The sequence below is a fragment of the Mesorhizobium sp. ES1-1 genome (genome assembly GCF_020164785.1).
GTDB lineage: Bacteria > Pseudomonadota > Alphaproteobacteria > Rhizobiales > Rhizobiaceae > Mesorhizobium.
The window spans coordinates 454,271-472,776 of record NZ_JAIUGX010000001.1 but is presented as its reverse complement, the minus strand read 5'-3'; the positions used below and the strand labels follow the sequence as shown (position 1 = coordinate 472,776).

The 18,506-nt window shown below is 62.3% G+C and carries 20 protein-coding genes, 1 tRNA gene and 1 pseudogene; 11 read left to right on the top strand and 11 right to left on the bottom strand.

The window, feature by feature from the left end; translation table 11 throughout:
* Positions 1-85: 85 nt before the first annotated feature.
* The 3 genes from LB513_RS02040 to LB513_RS02030 are packed head-to-tail and all read left to right on the top strand — an operon-like array spanning position 86 to position 965.
* On the top strand, positions 86-364 hold the full coding sequence (locus LB513_RS02040) for a hypothetical protein (RefSeq protein WP_224661772.1): 279 nt from the start codon (positions 86-88) through the stop codon (positions 362-364).
* A 14-nt stretch (positions 365-378) separates the two neighbouring features.
* Positions 379-783, top strand: coding sequence for a zinc-finger-containing protein (locus LB513_RS25285; RefSeq protein WP_224661771.1), 405 nt, complete (start codon positions 379-381; stop codon positions 781-783).
* Positions 780-965, top strand: a complete 186-nt coding sequence (locus tag LB513_RS02030) for a hypothetical protein (RefSeq protein ID WP_224661770.1) — start codon at positions 780-782, stop codon at positions 963-965. Before LB513_RS25285 ends, LB513_RS02030 begins: the two co-directional genes overlap by 4 nt.
* A 44-nt stretch (positions 966-1,009) precedes the next feature.
* On the opposite strand, the gene LB513_RS02025 is transcribed toward LB513_RS02030, so the two are convergent.
* Together LB513_RS02025 and LB513_RS02020 are read right to left on the bottom strand one after the other, a co-directional pair.
* Positions 1,010-1,453, bottom strand: a complete 444-nt coding sequence (locus LB513_RS02025; protein WP_224661769.1) for a hypothetical protein — start codon at positions 1,451-1,453, stop codon at positions 1,010-1,012.
* Between the two features lie 169 nt (positions 1,454-1,622).
* The gene (locus LB513_RS02020) at positions 1,623-1,832 is read right to left on the bottom strand and encodes a hypothetical protein (RefSeq protein WP_224661768.1); all 210 of its coding nucleotides are present in this window, start codon (positions 1,830-1,832) and stop codon (positions 1,623-1,625) included.
* 195 nt (positions 1,833-2,027) lie between these two features.
* Between LB513_RS02020 and LB513_RS02015 the strand changes: the two genes are divergently transcribed.
* Positions 2,028-2,095 (top strand) — tRNA-OTHER (locus tag LB513_RS02015).
* Positions 2,096-2,239: 144 nt separating this feature from the next.
* Here the strand turns inward: LB513_RS02015 and LB513_RS02010 are convergent.
* Genes LB513_RS02010 through LB513_RS01995 form a run of 4 tightly spaced genes read right to left on the bottom strand, consistent with a single transcriptional unit; the run spans position 2,240 to position 5,863 of the window.
* Positions 2,240-2,980: an N-formylglutamate amidohydrolase gene (locus LB513_RS02010; protein WP_224661767.1), complete on the bottom strand. Its 741-nt coding sequence runs from the start codon at positions 2,978-2,980 to the stop codon at positions 2,240-2,242.
* A complete protein-coding gene (locus LB513_RS02005; RefSeq protein ID WP_224661766.1) occupies positions 2,980-4,302 on the bottom strand; it encodes a glutamine synthetase family protein in 1,323 nt (440 codons plus the stop codon). The genes LB513_RS02010 and LB513_RS02005 overlap by 1 nt, the downstream gene beginning before the upstream one ends.
* Complete coding sequence (locus tag LB513_RS02000) at positions 4,299-4,946, bottom strand: cysteine hydrolase family protein (RefSeq protein ID WP_224661765.1); 648 nt, start codon at positions 4,944-4,946, stop codon at positions 4,299-4,301. The genes LB513_RS02005 and LB513_RS02000 overlap by 4 nt, the downstream gene beginning before the upstream one ends.
* Positions 4,943-5,863, bottom strand: coding sequence for a MurR/RpiR family transcriptional regulator (locus tag LB513_RS01995; RefSeq protein ID WP_224661764.1), 921 nt, complete (start codon positions 5,861-5,863; stop codon positions 4,943-4,945). Before LB513_RS01995 ends, LB513_RS02000 begins: the two co-directional genes overlap by 4 nt.
* Before the next feature lie 142 nt (positions 5,864-6,005).
* Between LB513_RS01995 and LB513_RS01990 the strand changes: the two genes are divergently transcribed.
* The 6 genes and pseudogenes from LB513_RS01990 (at position 6,006) to LB513_RS01965 (ending at position 13,007) form a co-directional block, all read left to right on the top strand.
* Complete coding sequence (locus LB513_RS01990) at positions 6,006-7,172, top strand: NAD(P)/FAD-dependent oxidoreductase (protein ID WP_224661763.1); 1,167 nt, start codon at positions 6,006-6,008, stop codon at positions 7,170-7,172.
* A gap of 38 nt (positions 7,173-7,210) precedes the next feature.
* Positions 7,211-9,025, top strand: coding sequence for a branched-chain amino acid ABC transporter ATP-binding protein/permease (locus LB513_RS01985; RefSeq protein ID WP_224661762.1), 1,815 nt, complete (start codon positions 7,211-7,213; stop codon positions 9,023-9,025).
* Positions 9,026-9,075: 50 nt separating this feature from the next.
* Positions 9,076-10,242, top strand: a complete 1,167-nt coding sequence (locus LB513_RS01980) for an ABC transporter substrate-binding protein (protein WP_224661761.1) — start codon at positions 9,076-9,078, stop codon at positions 10,240-10,242.
* 4 nt (positions 10,243-10,246) lie between these two features.
* The gene (locus LB513_RS01975; protein WP_224661760.1) at positions 10,247-10,951 is read left to right on the top strand and encodes an ABC transporter ATP-binding protein; all 705 of its coding nucleotides are present in this window, start codon (positions 10,247-10,249) and stop codon (positions 10,949-10,951) included.
* A 5-nt stretch (positions 10,952-10,956) separates the two neighbouring features.
* Positions 10,957-11,838, top strand: a complete 882-nt coding sequence (locus LB513_RS01970; protein ID WP_224661759.1) for a branched-chain amino acid ABC transporter permease — start codon at positions 10,957-10,959, stop codon at positions 11,836-11,838.
* Positions 11,839-11,941: 103 nt separating this feature from the next.
* Positions 11,942-13,007: pseudogene (locus LB513_RS01965) on the top strand (ornithine cyclodeaminase).
* 67 nt (positions 13,008-13,074) lie between these two features.
* Here the strand turns inward: LB513_RS01965 and LB513_RS01960 are convergent.
* Positions 13,075-13,299: a hypothetical protein gene (locus LB513_RS01960; protein ID WP_224661758.1), complete on the bottom strand. Its 225-nt coding sequence runs from the start codon at positions 13,297-13,299 to the stop codon at positions 13,075-13,077.
* A gap of 256 nt (positions 13,300-13,555) precedes the next feature.
* Here LB513_RS01960 and LB513_RS01955 point away from each other — a divergent pair, with 256 nt between their 5' ends.
* The gene (locus tag LB513_RS01955) at positions 13,556-14,950 is read left to right on the top strand and encodes a multicopper oxidase family protein (RefSeq protein WP_224661757.1); all 1,395 of its coding nucleotides are present in this window, start codon (positions 13,556-13,558) and stop codon (positions 14,948-14,950) included.
* 29 nt (positions 14,951-14,979) lie between these two features.
* On the opposite strand, the gene LB513_RS01950 is transcribed toward LB513_RS01955, so the two are convergent.
* The 4 genes from LB513_RS01950 to proC all read right to left on the bottom strand — a co-directional run bounded on the left by LB513_RS01950 (position 14,980) and on the right by proC (position 18,488).
* Positions 14,980-15,267, bottom strand: coding sequence for a PTS sugar transporter subunit IIB (locus LB513_RS01950; protein ID WP_224661756.1), 288 nt, complete (start codon positions 15,265-15,267; stop codon positions 14,980-14,982).
* Positions 15,268-15,283: 16 nt separating this feature from the next.
* Positions 15,284-15,745, bottom strand: a complete 462-nt coding sequence (locus LB513_RS01945; RefSeq protein WP_224661755.1) for a PTS sugar transporter subunit IIA — start codon at positions 15,743-15,745, stop codon at positions 15,284-15,286.
* A gap of 68 nt (positions 15,746-15,813) precedes the next feature.
* Positions 15,814-17,217 carry a PTS galactitol transporter subunit IIC gene (locus tag LB513_RS01940; RefSeq protein ID WP_224661754.1) on the bottom strand — a complete coding sequence of 468 codons (1,404 nt, stop codon included), beginning with the start codon at positions 17,215-17,217 and terminating at the stop codon, positions 15,814-15,816.
* Positions 17,218-17,672: 455 nt separating this feature from the next.
* Positions 17,673-18,488, bottom strand: a complete 816-nt coding sequence (proC, locus tag LB513_RS01935) for a pyrroline-5-carboxylate reductase (protein WP_224661753.1) — start codon at positions 18,486-18,488, stop codon at positions 17,673-17,675.
* Positions 18,489-18,506: the final 18 nt, after the last annotated feature.

Below are 18,506 nucleotides of genomic sequence, written 5' to 3'. Positions count from 1 at the left end.
ATCTTTTTATACGTTTTATGCATATTATACTTTGCTAATAGACGGATCTGTGTCAGTCTATGGTAAACCAATAGAAGTAATGACTATGACACAGACACAACAATGGGAACGCGACTTAGTAAATGAGCGCGAAGCCGTAAAAGCAGCCACCGGCTATATCTGCCCAAACCAATTCGGCGACGACCGCGAGGGCGAGATTGCCAGCCGCGACGAATACGTGGGCAAGACCATGCCACTGGACGAAGCCAAGCACGAGGCTTTCCGCCTTGCCCGCTCCACCATGAAGAACGTCACCGTTGACGTGAAGATTAAGGGGCAGGACGACGACATTGAGATTGTCCGGCCCACGGCCCGAGTGGCTTAAGGGAAGGCGCAGATGTGGAGATCTTCTGTTGCCAGTGTCAGGCGGAAATCACGCCTCGCCTGACTGACGGTCGCGAAATTTATCCGCACCGCGCCGACCTATCCGACCTACCGTTTTGGAAGTGTGACACGTGCAAGGGGTATGTGGGTTGTCATCACAAGACAGCCACTCGCACAAAGCCTCTAGGCAATATTGCCTCAGGCGAGATGAAGAAAGCTCGCCAACACATCCATGCCCTCATCGACCCGGCATGGCGTTTCGGCGGCATCTCTCGCCGGGCGATTTATGGGAAGCTGTCAGTGCGGCTGGGCTACGAATATCATACCGGTGAGCTTAAGACGCTAGAGCAAGCACGCGCTGTCTATCGGATGGCGAAAGAGGTGCTGGCGGAGTTGGCGCCTGCTCGGAAAGCCGCTTGACCATGGATCAGCTCGACTTCCTTTCAGCCATCGAGCCGAAACGGATTGAAGCTGCGCCGCTGACGAAGATGGAGCTTTTGGCCGCTGGGCTGAAAGCGCAACGGATGGGTGCGGTCGACCGCGAGGAATTCCTCACCCACCAGATCGCAAAGATGAACGAACGGCGGCGAAATGATATCTAGTACATCGACCCCTGACATTGAGCCCGAAGCGAGGGTGGGGCGTTTCAAGCGCCGTCGCGCTGAGGTACGGCTGCGCGTATGGTTGCCAGTCCTGCTAGCAGGAAGCCTATCGTCCGACTAAGCGGAGGCAAAAACGCTTTGTCAGACAAGGATGTTACGCTCGGGTCATCTAATATCAAGAGTTGGTTCAACAACGACCCAATGTCGCCATGATCCAAGCGATGAGCCATCCGGTTTCGCAGCTGGTTTAGGGCCTCAATGGAAGCCCAAAAGCGATCAGAATCCGAGGGCGATGTATTGCCAATGATTGGATAGAGGGCGCGCACCCGAGACATCGTTCTAAAAAATCCCAAATTTTCGTCATTTCTCGTGTTCGTTACCGATTCAGCCAAAATGTCATGTAGCAACCTTTCGACTATCAAGTGCCCTTTTAGCAGCATCAATAATGGGTCGTCGATGCCGTCGAGATGCTCGTCGGCAAAGTCCATGTCTGGAATCCCGGTTTTTGACATACTTGCCTCCCGTAACGCACTAAGATACCGCGAAACTATTATTTAATTGCACCCGTGGCTACGCCACCCCCACAGCCACCCACCCATAGTGGATGCGGCAGTGGAGCACCTGGGAGCGTCGAGTTCATCCGGCCAAGATTCTGCACTAGGCCGAGGTCAGCGAAGGAAGATAATTGCCGATGATGCCGTCCTCACGGTGACGGCGGACAAGCTTGCCGCCACTCTCTAGATATCTGCATTCGCCGTTCACGTGCTGCTGGATGCTCTCGCCGTAAATCGCTTCCGCGAGTTCGCTGTCAGAGAGCCCAGCGCGGCGCTCAATGATAAATTCGATGGTGTTGCCAAGGGATGTCATGGGGAATGCCTCCAAAAGTAGCGAGGCCTCCTATAAGATGCACGCTGCAACCGGCGTCAATGTTAGAAATGTAGGTAACTTGCGAGAACCTCCAGGTTGCTGCTGGCGCGCAGGTGGCGCGCAACGAAGGCCACCCCCTTACGTCTCATGGCCCCGCATGACCCCGTTCGGCATCGCGCCAAATCGTAAGGCACTGTTGCGGAGTGGCTATAAATCCCTTGGTAAGGGAGAGGTCGAGAGTTCAATCCTCTCTCGCAGCACCAGATTATCTCTTTGAAATCAAAGCTTCCAAGGTAGCCTTCTTGCGCCGCGGCTCTCGCTATGGCGAGAAAACGCATCTCGCCGATCCGCGATGGCAGTCTCACCCTCCGGCAAGTTGCGGGTGCTCACCGAACCATCACCGACTGCTATGCCGGCAGCGCCACCGCCAGCCGGTTTGCCCAGTCCTCGATGCCGGACCGTGACGACAGCAGGTCCTGCCGGATCTCGACAAGGATGGCGGGGATGCCGCGATCGTCGCCATGGACGGGCACAGCGTAATCGCCGTCACGGCTGATAATGTAGGGCACGTTGGCCTCGACATTGAGCGCCGCATCCTTGCAGAGGCCCGAGATCAATGCCTCGGCAAGATCGCTTGCAGCGCCATGCAGGACGCCGGCGTGCCAAGGTCTGGCAACGCCGACGAAGACCGGCGTGAAGGAATGGATCGTCACGATTCGCGTTGGTCTGCCCTCGGCTATACGGAGATCGAGGTGGGCGGCCACACGGTCATGGAAAGGCGAAAACATGATCTCGGCGCGGCGCGCTCTTTCCGCTGCATCGATACCGACATTGCCTGGAATGTCGGTGTCTTCCGATCGCACCGGAATGCTGCCCGGGGAGCCCAGCGGCCGATTCAGGTCGATCAACAGCCGTGAGTAACCGCCGAGGAAGGCCGGCGCGTCGAGCCGGGTCGCCAGCAGCCGAGTGACCCGGGCGGCGCCGATGTCCCAGGCGATGTGATGCTGCAGATTTGCGGCTTCTAGGCCAAGTTGCCGATACTCTGCCGGGATGTGGTTCGAGGCATGCTCACACAGCAGCACGACGTCGCAGCCGCCGCGCTCGTTGAGGACCTCGACAGCGTCCGGCCAGTCGGTGTGCGCACTCATCAATAAAGCGTCCGATAAAGATCGCAGATGGCAACCGGATCAAGCCCGGCAAGCCGCTCGGCCTCGTGACGCTTCAGCCCGACGAACGTTTCGATGAAGACCGGCGCGAACCACCCGGTGACCACGCTGTCGGCCAAAAGCGCGTCGAGCGCCGCCGGCAAGGTTTCCGGGAGGCGCACGAGCCCCAGATTGGACCGCTCTGCTTCGCTCATCAGCGTTGGGTCGCCGGTGACCAACGGCGGCGACGGCAGTTTTGCGTTCAGCCCCTCCAGCCCGGCCCGGATGATCGCCGCCAGCGACAGATAGGGGTTGCCCGTGGCGTCGGCGGCCCGGTATTCGATGTTGTATTGCCGCGCCGGATCTCGGCCATCGATCGTCACCGTGGGGCAGATGCGCAGGCTGGCTTCCCGATCGCGATCGGCAAGCCAGGTATAGGATGAACTCCAGCTATGCGGCTTCAGTCGGTAGAAAGACGAGACGCTGCCTGCCGTCATGGCGGTGATCGCCGGCAAGTGGCGCAGCACGCCGGCGCAAAACGCGCCGGCAAGACTGGAAAGGCCGCCGGGCTCGGCCGCATCGTAAGTTGCCGGCTTGCCGGCGTTATCGATGAAACTGAAATGAACATGGACACCGTTGCCGACCGCTGCCGGCGCCGTCTTGGGCGCGAAACTCGCTCGCCAGCCGGCGTTACGCGCGACTTCCCGGGTGATTTCGCGGATGGCTATGGCCCGGTCTGCCGCCGTCAGCGCTTCGGTCGGCTCATGCGTCACCTCGAACTGATCCTCGCCATATTCGGCGATCACCACTTCGGGAGCGACGCCAGCCTCCGCCAGCGCCGCCATCAGATTGGGTGCGAACGGGTCGGTGCGCCTGAGGGCCGCGAACGAAAACGCATGCGCCGGTTCAAAGCTGCCCCCGACGACATGGAACTCATGCTCGAACGCTGCAATGACCGATAGGCCGGTCGCGGCCTTCAAGTCAGCCAGCGCCTCTTTCAGCATCGTGCGAGTGCAGCCTAGCCATGCGCTGCCGTCGAGCTCGACAATGTCGCCCGCCACCATGTCGAACGGCGTCGCCGATCCGGTGTGCGTGGTGCGAAAGCGCGCCTTGAGATCGGGGATCAGCCGCAAATCGCCCGACGAACCCCAGGGGTTGGGATCGACGATCGAGTTGAAAGGCGTCATCGACAGGTTGGCGTGCAACCAGCCGACGCCAGTCGCAGCTGATTTCTGCAGCTTGCTTTCGGCAACGAAGCGGCCTCGCGTGACAGCGGAGAGATCCGTAGTTACGACGGCAACCAAAGGCTCCACGATCGATGTCATGCGGTTTTTTCCAACGCGTTGAAGCGGGCCACAACCTGCTCGGTGTCGGTGACCCAGCAATATCCTCCGAAAGCCTCGAGCGCGGTATCGTGGCGTTCCTGCGTGATGGTAGCGCAGGCGTCCGAGACGCAGGTGACGAGATAGCCGCGGTCGGCGCCGTCACGCACCGTCATGTCGACGCATTGATCGGTAAGCACCCCGGCCACGACGAGGTAGCGGATACCGAGGTTTTTCAGGAGATAATCCACATTGGTCGAATTGAAGATGCCCGAGGACGTCTTCGGCAGCATGATTTCGTCGCCAACCGGTGCCAGCGATGCCACCGGAAGGCCCGCTGCGAGGCTCGGCGGGACATGGATGGGCGTCAGCTTGTGGTCCAGCGAGCGGTCGCGGCCATCCTCGGTCAAGCTCTGGATGATGGTATGCAAGACCTCGACGCCGTTGGCCCTTGCGGCGGCAAGCAAGCGCTCCTGGTTGGGGATCGTCTGCGAGGATGTCTGACGATAGAAATAATGATCAGGCCCACGCTCCGGATGCGCGGGATCGACCCCCGGCTCCAGCCAAATGCGCTGCATGTCGACGAGCAGCAGCGCCGTTTCGCCGGCGCGGAAGGCCTCGTTTCGCTTGGGTAGGGCTTGAGTCATGCTTTGCCGTCCTGTTTTGCTGATTTGGGTCCGGGTGTCTTTCGAAAACCATTCTGTTGCGGGTCGCTGTCAAGCGTTACCGCGTTGGCATGCCTCACCTTTTCCAGCCGCTCGATGCGGGTGCGGGCGTCGTCGCCCAGAGCCGAAACAATCTGGGCGACCAGCGCCTCCATCTGAGCGATCGCGGGGGCCAACGTGTCGTAGGGCGAGGCGACTTCGAGCGGGCTGACTATGGTGACCTCGGCCAGATCGGCAATCGGCGACAGCCATTGGTCGGTGAACAGCACGATACGAACATCGAGCGCCGCTGCCTGTTTCGCATAGGCGATCACATCAAGCTGGTAACGACGATAGTCGAAGACAACGAGCACGTCGCGGCGGTCGAGATCGGCGAGCGTGTCGAAAGCCTCCTGGGAAAGCACGCCGAGATCGCGAACACCGGAACGAAACTGCACGAGATAGCCGGCAAGCATACCCGCTATGTGACGGCTGAACCGGCCGCCAAGCATCACGATCTCGCCCTTTGCCTCCATCAGCAATCGCGCGGCCCGCTCATAAGTCTGCACCGGCGTCGCGGCGTTGGCCTTCTGCAAGGCCGTCGTGACACTATCGAGATATGCCAGCACGGGGCCGTCATTGGACCCCGCTTGGCGCTTGGCCTCCATCATGTGCAGCGGTGAATGCAGCCTTGCCTCCACCTCGGCCAAAAGCTTCGCCTGAAAATCGGCAAACCCATCATAGCCCAGCTTCATCACCAGCCGCACGACCGTTGGATCGCTGACGCCGGCGCGCCGCGCCAGCGACGAAGCGGTGCCGAGGCCGGAGGTCGGATAGTCCGTCAATAGCAGCCGGACTATCTTCTCTTCCGACGGGGTCAGCGCCAGATCGCCGCGCATCAGAACATCGCGTATCGCCACTGGCCCTCCCGACAATCGTGTTCGCTAGTGTCGAGTTTATTACAGAGATTGAAATATCGGTCAACAATGAAGAGATGTTGACATTGTCTGACCGCTGGTCTTACCTTGCCCCAAAGCGATCGGGAAACTCTGGGGAACTTCGATGCGAAACGGAAGCGACGTCATCGTCGTCGGTGCGGGAATTGTCGGATCGAGCGCCGCCTATCACCTGGCCAAGGCTGGGGTGAAGGTTACCCTCGTCGAGCAGACCCATCCCGCTGGCGGCCCATCGGGCAAATCATCTGCCTTGCTACACGCCTTCTACCTTTTGCCGGAACTGTCGCAGCTGTCCATCCGCGGCCGCGAAATCCTGGTGTCGCTGCCGGAGATCGCCGGCGAGGGCTCCTTCGTCACCGAGATCGGCATGATGTGGGTCTGCGGCAACGACAATGAGGCGAGCTGGACGGCGGCGGCCGAACGCATTCGCGGCGAGGGCGCGCGAATGGAGACTTTGTCGCCGCAAGCCTTCGGCGACGCCGCGCCGGGGTTCACGCTGGACAATGTCGCACTGGCCTTGTGGGAGCCGGAATTCGGCTACGCCGATGCCTTCGGCGCGACCAACGCCATCGCCCGCGCGGCCCGGGCCAATGGGGCCACGATCCTGCAGAACACGGCCGTTGAAAGCCTTCAACGACAGGGCGACCGCATCACGGGCGTCACTCTTGCCAATGGCACTGTGCTGGAGGCCGATACGGTCGTTCTCGCCGCCGGTCCGTGGACGCGCCGGCTACTGGCGACGATCGGCCTTGACCTGCCGCTGCATGTCGAGCGCCACCCCATGGCCGTGCTCGATGCGGCCGGGCGGGCGCGCAAAGTGATGCCTTTTGCGTGGTGCGACGACATCTCCTGCAACTATGCGCGACCCGACAATGACGGCGTCATCCTGGCTGGGACCTGGGCCGGTGGCGGCACCGGCCTGCGCCATGAGCACGCTGGGCGGCCGCGTCTGGTTGAGGACCCTGACAATTACATGGAAGGGGTGGAGGAGGCGGAATCGGTGGAGATTCTAGAAACCTTCGCAACCCGTGTTCCGGCCATGGCGGAGCTTGGCATCCGCCCCGGCTATGCCGGGCTCTACGACATGAGCCCGGACGATCTGCCCGTTATAGGGGCCATGCCTGGTGTCGAAAGTTTGGTTGTATCGGCAGGGTCCTCCGGGCACGGCTTCAAGACCGGGCCAGCCGTAGGCGAAGCAATCGCCAAACTGGTCACCGAAGGCGCTCAGCCAATCCTAACGCCGTTCTTGCCCAGCCGTTTCAAGGCTGCGTGATGGCGGCGGCGCCCGACGACAGCAAACCACGCAATGTCATGCCTGCTGCGTTTCGCGCTGCGACGGTGGATGCATTATGCATGGTGGCGGTGCTGTTGCTGATGGCGCTCGCCGCCGCCGCCTTCGGCGGTGCGGCTATGCAACGCGTCGTCACCTATGCCGCGATCATGCTGACGGCGGTGCTTGGGCTGCAGATTTTCTCCGGCAACAGCGGCATCGTCTCTTTCGCACAGGCCGCCTTTGTCGGCATCGGCGCCTACGCCACCGGCATTCTCACTATGCCAGCCGCCCTGCAGCGGACCGCATTGCGCGATCTGCCGCAGTTTCTTGCAGGACATGAACTTTCCTTCTTCGCAGCACTGGCCGTCGTCCTTGCTCTTGCCGCGCTTGTCGGTCTGCTGACCGGCACGCCGCTGCTGAGGCTGACAGGATCGAGCGCCTCGATCGCAACGCTTGCCATGCTGATCATCGTCTACACGCTTCTGGTTGCAGGGCGCGAAATCACCCGTGGCAGCCAGCCCTTCTACGGCGTGCCGCGCGAGGTCGGCCTTTGGACCGCTGCGGCGGTCGCCTCGGTGGCGCTCATAGCGGCAAGGTTGTTTCGCGAAACCTCCTTTGGCCTGGCAACTCGCGCCGCCGCCGATGACGAGCGTGGTGCCGCCGCGGTTGGCGTCGATCAGCGCATGGCCCGACTCGCGGCCTGGGTGGCCGGTGTCATCGCCGCCATGGCCGCAGGCGCCCTGATGGCGCAGTTCCTGGGCGCTTTCTCGCCGCGCGATTTCTATTTCGATCTAGGCTTCACCATGCTCGCCATGCTGATTGTCGGAGGCATGTCGTCTTCGCTCGGCGCCTTTGCCGGCGTCATCGTCACCATTGTCGTCATCGAGGCTGTGCGCCGCTTCGAGGGTGGCGGAGAAGTGCTTGGTCTGCATCTGCCGGTCATGTTCGGACTGACTCAGGGCGTGCTGGCCATCGCCATGATCCTGGTCATCTGGCGGCGGCCGACCGGCCTTTTCGGTGAGCGCGAGCTGAACCTGATGCGCATGACCGGCAGCCCTGCGGTCAATGCATCGACCGCGCTGCCGAGGCCGGTGAGTGCCGACCGGCTGGTAGCCGAGCATCTGACGCGCCGTTATGCCGGCGTCGTCGCCGTCGACGACGTATCGCTCAGTTTCGAGACCGACAGTATCACGGGCATCATTGGCCCCAACGGCGCGGGCAAGACGACGCTGCTGAACATGCTGGCCGGCGATGTCCAGCCAAGTGCCGGGACGGTATCCGTCGGTGGCACCGTGCGGCAGGCGTCGGCCTTCCGCTTCGCGCGCTCGGGCGTTGCCCGCACCTTCCAGAACATCCGGGTCTTCCCGCACATGACCGTGCTGGAAAATGCCGTCGTTGCCGCGCGCCAGGTGGAACCTGACCTTGGCCAGGCCGAAGCGGCGGCCATGGCGGAGCTCGCGCGCATGGGGTTGGAGAAATTGGCCGACCAGCCGGCGGCCAGGCTCGCCTATGGGCAACGTCGCCGGTTGGAAGTGGCACGGGCGCTGGCGCTGAGGCCGCGCTTCCTGCTGCTTGACGAACCCGCTGCCGGGATGAACGCGGTCGAGACTGCCGAACTGGTCGCGATCCTGTCCGCGGTCCGCGTCGAGCGCCGAATCGGCGTCGTCCTGATCGAACACGACATGCGGCTGGTAATGACTCTGTGTGAGCGCATCGTCGTCATCGACCATGGCCACGTCATCGCCGACGGCACGCCGAGCGAGGTCCAGAACAATCCTGCGGTGATCGCCGCCTATCTCGGCAGCCGCACTGCCCGCGCGAAGTCGGCCGCATCGGAGGAACAGACCGCATGACCCGCAACGCCCCACTCATCCAACGATAACAAATCCAGAAGGAGAACCACATGCCACGTCTCTACCGCCTCCAACGCGCTGCCCTGTGCGCGGCCGTATTCGGTATCGCTTCGTTCTCCACGGCCAATGCCGAAGAGATTATCATCGGAGCTGCGACCGCGCAGACCGGTGGCCTGGCCCCCTACGATCAGCCCGCACTCGCCGGCTTGCGCATGTCTCTCGACGAACTCAATGCCAAGGGCGGGCTTGGCGGCAAATACGTCGTGAAGCTTCTGATCAAGGACACACGTTCCGACACTGCCCAGACCGCCACCGTTGCGCAGGAATTGATCGACGCAGGCGCCAAGATCATGATCACGCCCTGCGACGCCGATGCCTCGATCTCCGCGGGCCAGCTGACCCAGCCGGCCGGCATTCCGACCTTGACGCTGTGCGGATCCGCCCCCGTGCTCACCGACGCGGTGGGTGACGTGATGTTCGGCACCTATCCCGCTGATAACGTGCAGGCGACGGCGGTTGCCGACTTCGCCGTGTCGGAAGGCAAGAAGAAGGTTTTCCTGCTGACGTCACCGGACTCTACCTATACCGCCAACCTGCCCGAATATTTTGGCAAGGTGTTCGAGAAGAAGGGCGGCGCCGTCGTTGGTCGCGGCACGTTCAGCATGGGTCAGCCCGATTTTTCCGCCGAGATCACCAACATCAAGGGCATGGCCGACCAGCCGGACCTGATAATGACGGCAGCCTACGAGCCTGATTTCCCGGCTTTCATTCAGCAATTGCGAGGCGCCGGCGTCACCGTTCCGGTCTACGGTGCCGATGCCATCGGCACACCGACCATCAAGGCCTTGGGAAAACTGGTCGACGGCGTGGTCTATACGGCTGCCGGCTATGCCGAGCCGGGCAGCAAGCTGGAGGCCTTCAACGCCGCCTTCACCAAATATGCCGGCCATGCTCCGGAATCGACATATGAGGTCAACGGCTACGAGATAGGCCTGATACTCGATCAGGCGGTCAAGACGGCCGGTTCCGACGATGCGAAAGCGATCCGGGACGCCATTGCTGGCCTCAAGGATTTCCAGGGCGTCACCGGCAAGATCACCTATGCCGGCACAAACCGCATGCCGCTACGGGCCGTGGCGCTCATGCGCTACGAAGGAGGCGAGGGTAAGCATGTCAAGACGCTGATCCCGGACGCTGCCGACGTGCCGGCGCCGTAATGCCATGCTGAGCGTCGAAGGCCTGAAGATCCGCTACGGTGAAGTCGAGGCGGTTCGCCGCGTCGACCTCACGGTCGAGAGCGGCGAGATCCTCGCGCTGGTTGGCGCCAATGGCGCAGGCAAGAGCTCGACGCTCGGCGCGATTGCCGGGCTGGTGCGGGTTGCTGCAGGCAAGGTGGTCTTTGAAGGCGTCGACATTACCGGCCTTGCGCCGGAAGTCGTCGCCCGCAAAGGCGTCGCGTTGGTTCCGGAGGGCCGTCGCATCTTTGCCAGCCTGACAGTGGCCGACAATCTGCGTCTGGGGGGCGCGGTGCATCAACCCGCAGCCGAGGCGCGGCTGCGCGAGGAAGAGATGCTGGAGCTGTTCCCGATCCTGCGCCGCTATTATCGCGCCAAGGGCGGCAATCTGTCGGGTGGCGAACAGCAGATGCTGGCCATCGCCCGCGCGCTCATGGGCAAGCCGCGCATGATCCTGCTCGACGAACCGTCACTCGGCCTCGCCCCGCAGCTGATCGATACCGTCTTCGACCTCATCGCCGAACTGCGCCGCAAGGGCATGACCATTCTTCTGGTCGAGCAGAATGTGGCGCTGGCGCTCGAAATCGCCGACCGCGCCGTGGTGCTCGCCAATGGCGAGGTGGTGCTGTCGGGCACGGCAAAGGAACTTGCCTCGTCCGATCTCGTCCGCCAAGCCTATTTGGGAGCTTAGGAAGCATGTTCGCGCAGCAGATCATCAATGCGATCAGCCTCGGCGGCGTCTATGCGCTTCTGGCGCTCGGGCTTGCGATCGTCTTCTCGATCGTCGGCCTCATCAATTTCGCCCATGGCGAACTGATGACGCTGTCGGGCTATGCGCTTTTGGCCGCCCTGGTGTTCGGCTTGCCCTTCCCGCTTGCCGTGCTTGTCGCCGTCTCCTGTGGGGCGCTCGCCGCAGTGGCGATGGAGCGCATCGCCTTCCGGCCCATGCGCGGAGCCAGCGTCACCAGTCTATTGTTGACCAGCTTTGCCGTTTCCAGCCTGCTGAAAGTCGTTTTCCAGAACGGCATCTCGGCCCGGCCGCAGGCCGTCGCCATGCCAGGCTGGATGACGGGTGCCTTTTCTTTCGGCGATTTCACCATCGGCGTCGGTCCCAGCATCTCGATCGTCGTCTCGGCGCTGGCGCTGATTTTGCTGGAGACCTTCCTGCGCCGTTCGGTGACCGGCACGGCGATGCGCGCGGCGGCCGAGGATTTCGACGTGGTGCGGCTGATGGGCATTCCGGCCAGCCGCATCATCGCCACCGCCTTCCTGCTGTCAGGGCTGCTGGCGGGGCTTGCGGCCATGCTTTGGGTGGCACAGCGTGCCTCGGTCGATCCGCTGATGGGTTTCACACCGGTGCTGAAGGCCTTCATCGCCGCCGTCGTTGGCGGTCTGGGCAGCTTGCCTGGTGCTGTCGCCGGCGGTTTCCTGCTCGGCATAATCGAGGTGCTGCTGCAGGCGACATTACCGGCGGCGATCGCGCCTTACCGCGATGCCATCGTGCTGTCGGGGGTCATCGCCGTGTTGCTGCTTCGCCCGCAAGGCCTGATCCCCGCGGTGCGGGTGCAGCGAAGCTGACCTGATACATCCAATTTGAAACCCGTCAGCTGTCTGAAGGCATGTGCGCTCATCTGGCCCCGGCGGCATGGACGGCGCGCCATGCCGATAGCAAGGAAACAAAATGATCCCGAAGCTCAACATCTTGCCGTTCGTCAGCGTCGACCACATGATGAAGCTGGTGCTGAAAATCGGCGTCGAGCGCTTCCTCGTGGAACTGGCCGGCTATATCGAAGATGATTTCAGGCGCTGGCAATTGTTCGACAAAACGCCGCGTCTCGCCTCGCACAGCGCCGAGGGCGTCATCGAACTTATGCCGACCAGCGACGGCGAGGTCTATGGCTTCAAATACGTCAATGGTCATCCCAAGAACATGCGCGAAGGTCGCCAGACGGTGACCGCTTTCGGCGTCCTGGCTGACGTTCAAAACGGTTATCCGGTGCTGCTGTCCGAGATGACCATCTTGACCGCGCTGCGCACCGCGGCGATGTCGGCGCTCGCCGCAAAGCACTTGGCCCCAGTCGGTTCCGATTGCATGGCGCTGATCGGCAATGGCGCACAGGCGGAGTTTCAGGCGGTGGCGTTCAAGGCGCTGCTCGGCATTCGCAAGCTGAGGCTTTACGACATCGACCGGACGGCGACGGAGAAATGCTTCCGCAATCTCGCTGGGCTTGGCTTCGATCTGGTCGCATGCAGCACTGCACAGGAGGCGGTCGAGGGTGCGCACATCATAACCACTGTCACGGCCGACAAGCAGTATGCGACCATCCTCACCGACAACATGGTGGGCTCCGGCGTCCACATCAACGCGGTTGGCGGCGATTGCCCAGGCAAAACCGAACTGCACCGCGACATCCTGCTGCGCTCCGACATCTTCGTCGAATACGGACCGCAGACCCGCATAGAAGGCGAGATCCAGCAGCTTGCTGCGAATCACGGAGTGACCGAACTATGGCAGGTCATTACCGGCTCGGTGCCTGGGCGGCGCGATCCCGGCCAGATCACCTTGTTTGATTCGGTCGGCTTCGCCATCGAGGATTTCTCGGCCTTGCGATACGTCCGCGACCAGCTGACGTCCACCGGCCTCTATCAGGAACTCGACAATGCTGGCCGATCCCGACGAACCGCGCGACCTGTTTGGCATGCTGCTGCGTGCAGAGGCGCAGCTGTGGAGCAAGGTTGCCATCTGACTACTTAGGAACCTCACAGCCGACTGGAGAGCCGGCGGCTCGGCAAGCAACGGATCGGCAGGTGTTCCTATTTCTGCGGGGCGCGAACCTCTGCCTCGACAGAGCGTGCATCTCCAGCGGGTGATGTGCCACCGTCAGGGTCATCGTAGAGGTTTTTAACGGCCTGGTTCTGTCTAGCCTTTTCAGGCTGCCTGAGCCTTCGCTGCTTGATTAGGGCATAAGCGATGATGGCTCCTAGGATAATGGGGCCGCCAATCACGGTCAGTGTCCAAATGCTCTCGGTGTCATTCATGGAAGTCTCCTTCAAGACTCAACCTCAAGAATAGAAGAACGTTCCCCTACGCCACGCCCTCAGCTCAACCCGGGCCGAACGTCTGACCGCGGGGTCGAACTCTGTCGTCTTTAATCCTACGCGGTGGTCTATTGGTGGCGGCAGATATGGGGTTCCGCGCCTGCGGCAAAGCGGCATTTGCGCTGGTTTCCGGCCTGTGGTCCATGGCATGACGATGACGGCGCTGGGCTAGCCGCCCAAGCAGTTGGAGCACGGAATGACCTTCTTCACACGCCGGGGACTTCTGAAGACGGCCGCGATTGCCGGCGCGGGCGGGGTCGGACTGTCGGCCATGGGCCGGCTTGGCGGCTGGGCCAACGCGAGCCCTGAGCCGGTCGTGCTGAAGACGGCAACGATCCAGGCAAAGCTGATGGATGTCGCTGAGACCAGGGATGTGCTGACTTATGGCGGTGCCGGAATGCCGCCGGTGCTCAGAATGACGAAGGGCGAGCCTTTCGCCGCGCGCCTTGTCAACGGCATCGACGACCCGACGACCATCCATTGGCACGGCATTCGTGTTCCAAACAACATGGACGGAGTTCCGTTCCTGGTCCAGCCTTACGTCTATCAAGGCGACCATTTCGATTATGCGTTCACGCCGCCGGACGCCGGCACCTTCTGGTACCATCCGCACTGCAACACACTGACCCAGATGGGCCATGGGCTGACCGGCGTGATCGTGGTCGAGAACCCGGGTGATCCGAAATTCGATGCCGAGATCGTCCTCAACCTGCGAGACTGGCGGCTCGGCGACGACGCCCAGTTCATCGATCAGTTCCGGCCACGCGACGCCGCAAGGACCGGCACCTATGGCACGGTGCGCACGGCCAACTGGCTCGACCAGCCGCGCTATGACGCACCGGCAGGAGGGCTGGCACGGCTGCGCGTGGCCATCACCGATGTCACGCGGATCTATGCGTTCCGCGTCGACGGCGCCGAGGCCGCCGTCATCGCGCTCGACGGCAATCCTGTGCCGGAGCGTTTCTCGCCCGATGCCTTGCTGCTTGGACCGGGCCAGCGCATGGAACTCGCTATCAGAATGCCCGACGATGAGGACGCTGTCGTGAGCCTGCGCGACGTCAGAGGCACCAAGCCCAAGGTCCTGGCCACCCTGCGTGCGACTGGGTCATCGCTCAAGCGCGACCTCCTCGATCTCGGGCCGCTGGAGGTCAACCCGGTGCCGGAAGTCGACCTCTCCGCCGCCGCGCATATTTCGCTGGCACTCAGCGCCACGGCTGAAAATGTTCCGAGCGACGGCATCTGCGGTTCGCTCGGCTACAGTTTCTGGGCCATCAACAAGGTGCCGTGGTCGGGCGACACGCCGGATCCGACCGCGCCTCTGGCCGAATTGAAGCTCGGCAAGAGCTATGTCATCGACATGGAAAATCTGACGCCGCAATCGCATCCGATGCATCTGCACGGCATGAGCTTCAAGGTCCTGTCGTCCTCGACCCGCCAGGTGCAGCCGCTGATTTCCGACACCTATCTCATCCAGCCCAACGAGAAGGTGAGCCTCGGCCTCGTCGCCGACAATCCCGGCGACTGGCTTCTGCATTGCCACATCATCGAGCACCAGAAATCGGGAATGACGAGCTACGTCAGGGTTGTCTGACCCGGCCCCGGTAATCCGGGTCCGTTGCGCTATTTGCGCAATTGCGCCTCGATCTCGTCGAGCACCTTGTCCTTGCCGATGCCGGTAAGGAAGGCGAGCCCCTTGATGACCGGCTTGGTCACCGAAGCAGAAATCGGTGTCGTGGCGACGATGAAGTCGACGCTGTCGGCCAGTCCCGGCACTTCCGTGGCCTTCGCCTGCTGGGCATTGAAGGTGAGCCCGCGCTTCTTCATCTCCTCGGTGACGGCGACATTGACCGCGGTCGAGGTCGCGATACCGGTACCGCAGGCAAAGAGTATCGTTTTCTGTCTGGCCATCACTGCTCCTCCTGTTTCAGCCGAGCACGGCGCGCACGTCGTCGAGTGTCCTGGCGGATCTCAAGCCATCCAGGGCTTGCGGATCCTGGATGGTGGCCACGACGGATTGCAACGCTTCAATCTGCTTGTCCTTGTCGTTGATGGCAAGCAGGAAGACAAAGCCCACCGGCAGCATCTCGTCAGGATCCTCCATGTTGGCGAAGGTCACCGGGTGCTTTAGCGTGCCCAGCGCAATGCCGGGCTTCAGCACATGCTCGGGATCGGTATGAGGCACGGCGACGTTGTCGGCGCGCTCCAGCGGCAGTCCGGTCGGAATGGTCGATTCACGCCGCACCACTGCGTCGGCATAGGATCCCTTGACATAGCCGAGCGCCTCTAGACGGCCGGCCAGGATACGGATGATCTCCTCATTGGTGGAGGCATCGGATCCAAGCACGATCGCTTCGGGGTCGAGAAGCTGCATGAGGCCATTCGACATGTCTTGCTCCGTCATAGATCGTGCGCCCGGGGAGGGCGCACGATCGTTTCGATTGAGAGGCGTGAAGTTCAGACCGTGCCGTCGACAGGCTCGTCCTCCGCACCTGCCGCCCGCTCCCAGCCGAGCGGATTGCGGCGGTAGAGGACGAACAGCGCTGCGATGACCACAGCCATCACGACAAGGCCGATAACGCCAAGTCCCATCGCCTCGATGATCACGTAGGGCACCCACAGGAAGCCGTCGACCACCGAGGTGATCTGCAGCGCGTCCGCCGGCAGCTTGAAGCCCGACGAGACGGCGGCACTTGTAAACAGCGGCGCAAGCGCGTTGGCGACGTAGAAGCCGATGGCCAGGGTCACCGTGCCGATCACCACCATGCGGAACACGTTGCCTTTGACCAGCGGCGCGGTCATGGCGACGATGAAAGGGATGACCGCAAGGTCGGCGAACAGGATGACGCGGTTGCCCGGCAGGATGATGGACAGGATAATCGCGATCGGTACCAGGATCAGGGACGAGGAGATCGCCGCCGGATGGCCGATCAGGATCGCCGAATCGAGCCCGACGAGAAGTTCGCGGTCACCCGTGCGCTTACGCACGAATTCCTGCGCGGCGTCGGAGACCGGGATCAGCCCTTCCATCAGGATCTTGACCATGCGCGGCAGCAGCAGCATGACCGCGGCCAGCGTCATGCCGGTCCCCAGGACCTTGGACAGCACGACACCGAGTTCGCCCGCATTGTAGAAGGCGATGGCGCCGAGGACGAGGCCGATGATGAGGCCCATCACGACAGGTTCGCCGAACACCCCGAAGCGGCGCTCGATGGTCTCGGTGTTGATGTTGATGCGGTTGATGCCGGGGATGCGGTCCATGATCCAATTCAGGATGATGGCGATCGGCAGGATCTGCGCGGAAGCGAGATGCGGCACCGAAATGCCGGGCACGCCATAGAATTGCTGCACCGCGCGCGCCGACCAGTCGGCGAACAACAGCGACAGCGCCGCGACGAGGGCGGCAACGATGATGCCGTAGGCAAGATTGTCCGTGGCGGCGACGACGAGCGAGCCGACAAAGGCGAAGTGCCAGAAGTTCCAGACGTCCACGTTGAGCGTGCGCGTCATGCGCGTCAGCAGCAGCACGATGTTGACCAGGATGCCGACCGGGATGACCCACAGGCCGACCGAAGAACCGAAGGCGATGGCCGCGGCCGATGGCCAGCCCACATCGATGATGTCGCGATGGATTCCGGTGTTGGTGACGATGGCCTTGGCAACGTCGCCAATCGACGTGAACATGAGGCCGAGCACCAGATTGATGCCGATGAAGGCGACGCCGATGGTGACGGCGGCGCGAAAGGCCTTGCTGACCTTGGCGCCCAGAACCACGGCGATGATGAAAATGACGATCGGCAGCAGGATCGTCGGCCCAAGCGTATCGATGGCCCCTTTGAGGCCCGCGAGAATAGTGTCCATTTTTCCTCCCCAAGGATCACCGAGCCAGGCCCGGCGCCCCTATTGATGCTCCATCCAACATCTTCCGCACCTTGGCGCGAAAGATGCTTCCCCCGATTATGACCGAGACAAACGCTTCCCTGTCGACCTGACCGGTATGAACATTTGCCTCCATCGCCAAACGAATGTTTTATTGTGGCTGTTCACGACAATGTCAATCGGCAACCCTTTGGGCCAATGGCGCACAACGAACGGCGCGCTCCCCGCCCACGGGAAATCGCAGCTATCGTCCTGCGTTGCTTGGAAAAATTGCCGTTGCCTGCTCGAAATGGAGCTGGCGGCGCTCGCGGCGCCACGTGGAAACTAGTTGTGGATATCCGGTGGCAGCGGGGCGGAAATTGGCCGATTTCGACCAAAGAGCGCGCCGCCGGCTTTGTGCAATCTCTCCCGGCCCGCGAGCCGCATCAGTGCCGGCTCTATTTTCCCAGTTCGATCGACCGCAGGCGCGCCGCCTCGACCGCTTCGGTGAGCAGGTTGGTCAGCCTATCCTCGCCCATCAGCACGGCAAGGGCTGCGGCGGTCGTCCCGTTGGGGCTCGTCACTTGCTGGCGCAGCACGCCGGGTTCCTCGTCGCTTTCGATGGCCAGCGAGGCGGCGCCATAGACCGTCTGCTTGGCCAGCAGCTGGGCGGTTGCAGCAGGCAGGCCCGCCTTCTCGGCGGCGACGGTCAACGCTTCGATGAAATGGAAAATGTAGGCCGGCCCCGAGCCCGAGACGGCGGTCACGGCATCCATCAGGCCCTCGTCCTCGATGGTGGTCACTTCGCCACTCGCGGAAAGCAGGTCGGTGACGAAACGCTTGGTATCTTCGGAAACGAGCTTGTTGGAGAACACAACCATCATGCCCCTGCCAATGGCGGCGGGCGTGTTGGGCATGCATCGCACGATCGGTGCGCGGTGGCCGAGGATTGCCTCGAAAGTGGCCGACGGAGTGCCGGCGGCGACACTGACGAAAGTGGTTCGGCCATCGCCGAAGCGCTTATAGGCCGCGGAGACGTCACGGATCACCTGGGGCTTCACCGCAATGACGACGAGCTCCGGCACGGCGTCGGCGGGAATGTCGCCGGCATCCGGCGCCGTATCGCAGCCGAGCGCTGCCGCGCGCTGGCGCAGATCGGCATTGGGCTCCACCACGAAAACCGCCGATGGCGCGAGCTTGCCGGATTTCAGCCAGCCCGAGAGCATCGCATAACCCATATTGCCGCAGCCGGCGAGAACAAGCCTGATCGTCATGGAGCCCTCCGAAGGAAG

Bases quoted from the DNA above. Each gene is read 5' to 3' on its own strand.
- LB513_RS02040 (WP_224661772.1), top strand. From the start codon at position 86: ATGACACAGACACAACAATGGGAACGCGACTTAGTAAATGAGCGCGAA.
- LB513_RS02025 (WP_224661769.1), bottom strand. From the start codon at position 1,453: ATGGACTTTGCCGACGAGCATCTCGACGGCATCGACGACCCATTATTG.
- LB513_RS02020 (WP_224661768.1), bottom strand. From the start codon at position 1,832: ATGACATCCCTTGGCAACACCATCGAATTTATCATTGAGCGCCGCGCT.
- LB513_RS02010 (WP_224661767.1), bottom strand. From the start codon at position 2,980: ATGAGTGCGCACACCGACTGGCCGGACGCTGTCGAGGTCCTCAACGAG.
- LB513_RS02005 (WP_224661766.1), bottom strand. From the start codon at position 4,302: ATGACATCGATCGTGGAGCCTTTGGTTGCCGTCGTAACTACGGATCTC.
- LB513_RS02000 (WP_224661765.1), bottom strand. From the start codon at position 4,946: ATGACTCAAGCCCTACCCAAGCGAAACGAGGCCTTCCGCGCCGGCGAA.
- LB513_RS01990 (WP_224661763.1), top strand. From the start codon at position 6,006: ATGCGAAACGGAAGCGACGTCATCGTCGTCGGTGCGGGAATTGTCGGA.
- LB513_RS01985 (WP_224661762.1), top strand. From the start codon at position 7,211: ATGCCTGCTGCGTTTCGCGCTGCGACGGTGGATGCATTATGCATGGTG.
- LB513_RS01980 (WP_224661761.1), top strand. From the start codon at position 9,076: ATGCCACGTCTCTACCGCCTCCAACGCGCTGCCCTGTGCGCGGCCGTA.
- LB513_RS01975 (WP_224661760.1), top strand. From the start codon at position 10,247: ATGCTGAGCGTCGAAGGCCTGAAGATCCGCTACGGTGAAGTCGAGGCG.
- LB513_RS01970 (WP_224661759.1), top strand. From the start codon at position 10,957: ATGTTCGCGCAGCAGATCATCAATGCGATCAGCCTCGGCGGCGTCTAT.
- LB513_RS01960 (WP_224661758.1), bottom strand. From the start codon at position 13,299: ATGAATGACACCGAGAGCATTTGGACACTGACCGTGATTGGCGGCCCC.
- LB513_RS01955 (WP_224661757.1), top strand. From the start codon at position 13,556: ATGACCTTCTTCACACGCCGGGGACTTCTGAAGACGGCCGCGATTGCC.
- LB513_RS01950 (WP_224661756.1), bottom strand. From the start codon at position 15,267: ATGGCCAGACAGAAAACGATACTCTTTGCCTGCGGTACCGGTATCGCG.
- LB513_RS01945 (WP_224661755.1), bottom strand. From the start codon at position 15,745: ATGTCGAATGGCCTCATGCAGCTTCTCGACCCCGAAGCGATCGTGCTT.
- LB513_RS01940 (WP_224661754.1), bottom strand. From the start codon at position 17,217: ATGGACACTATTCTCGCGGGCCTCAAAGGGGCCATCGATACGCTTGGG.
- proC (WP_224661753.1), bottom strand. From the start codon at position 18,488: ATGACGATCAGGCTTGTTCTCGCCGGCTGCGGCAATATGGGTTATGCG.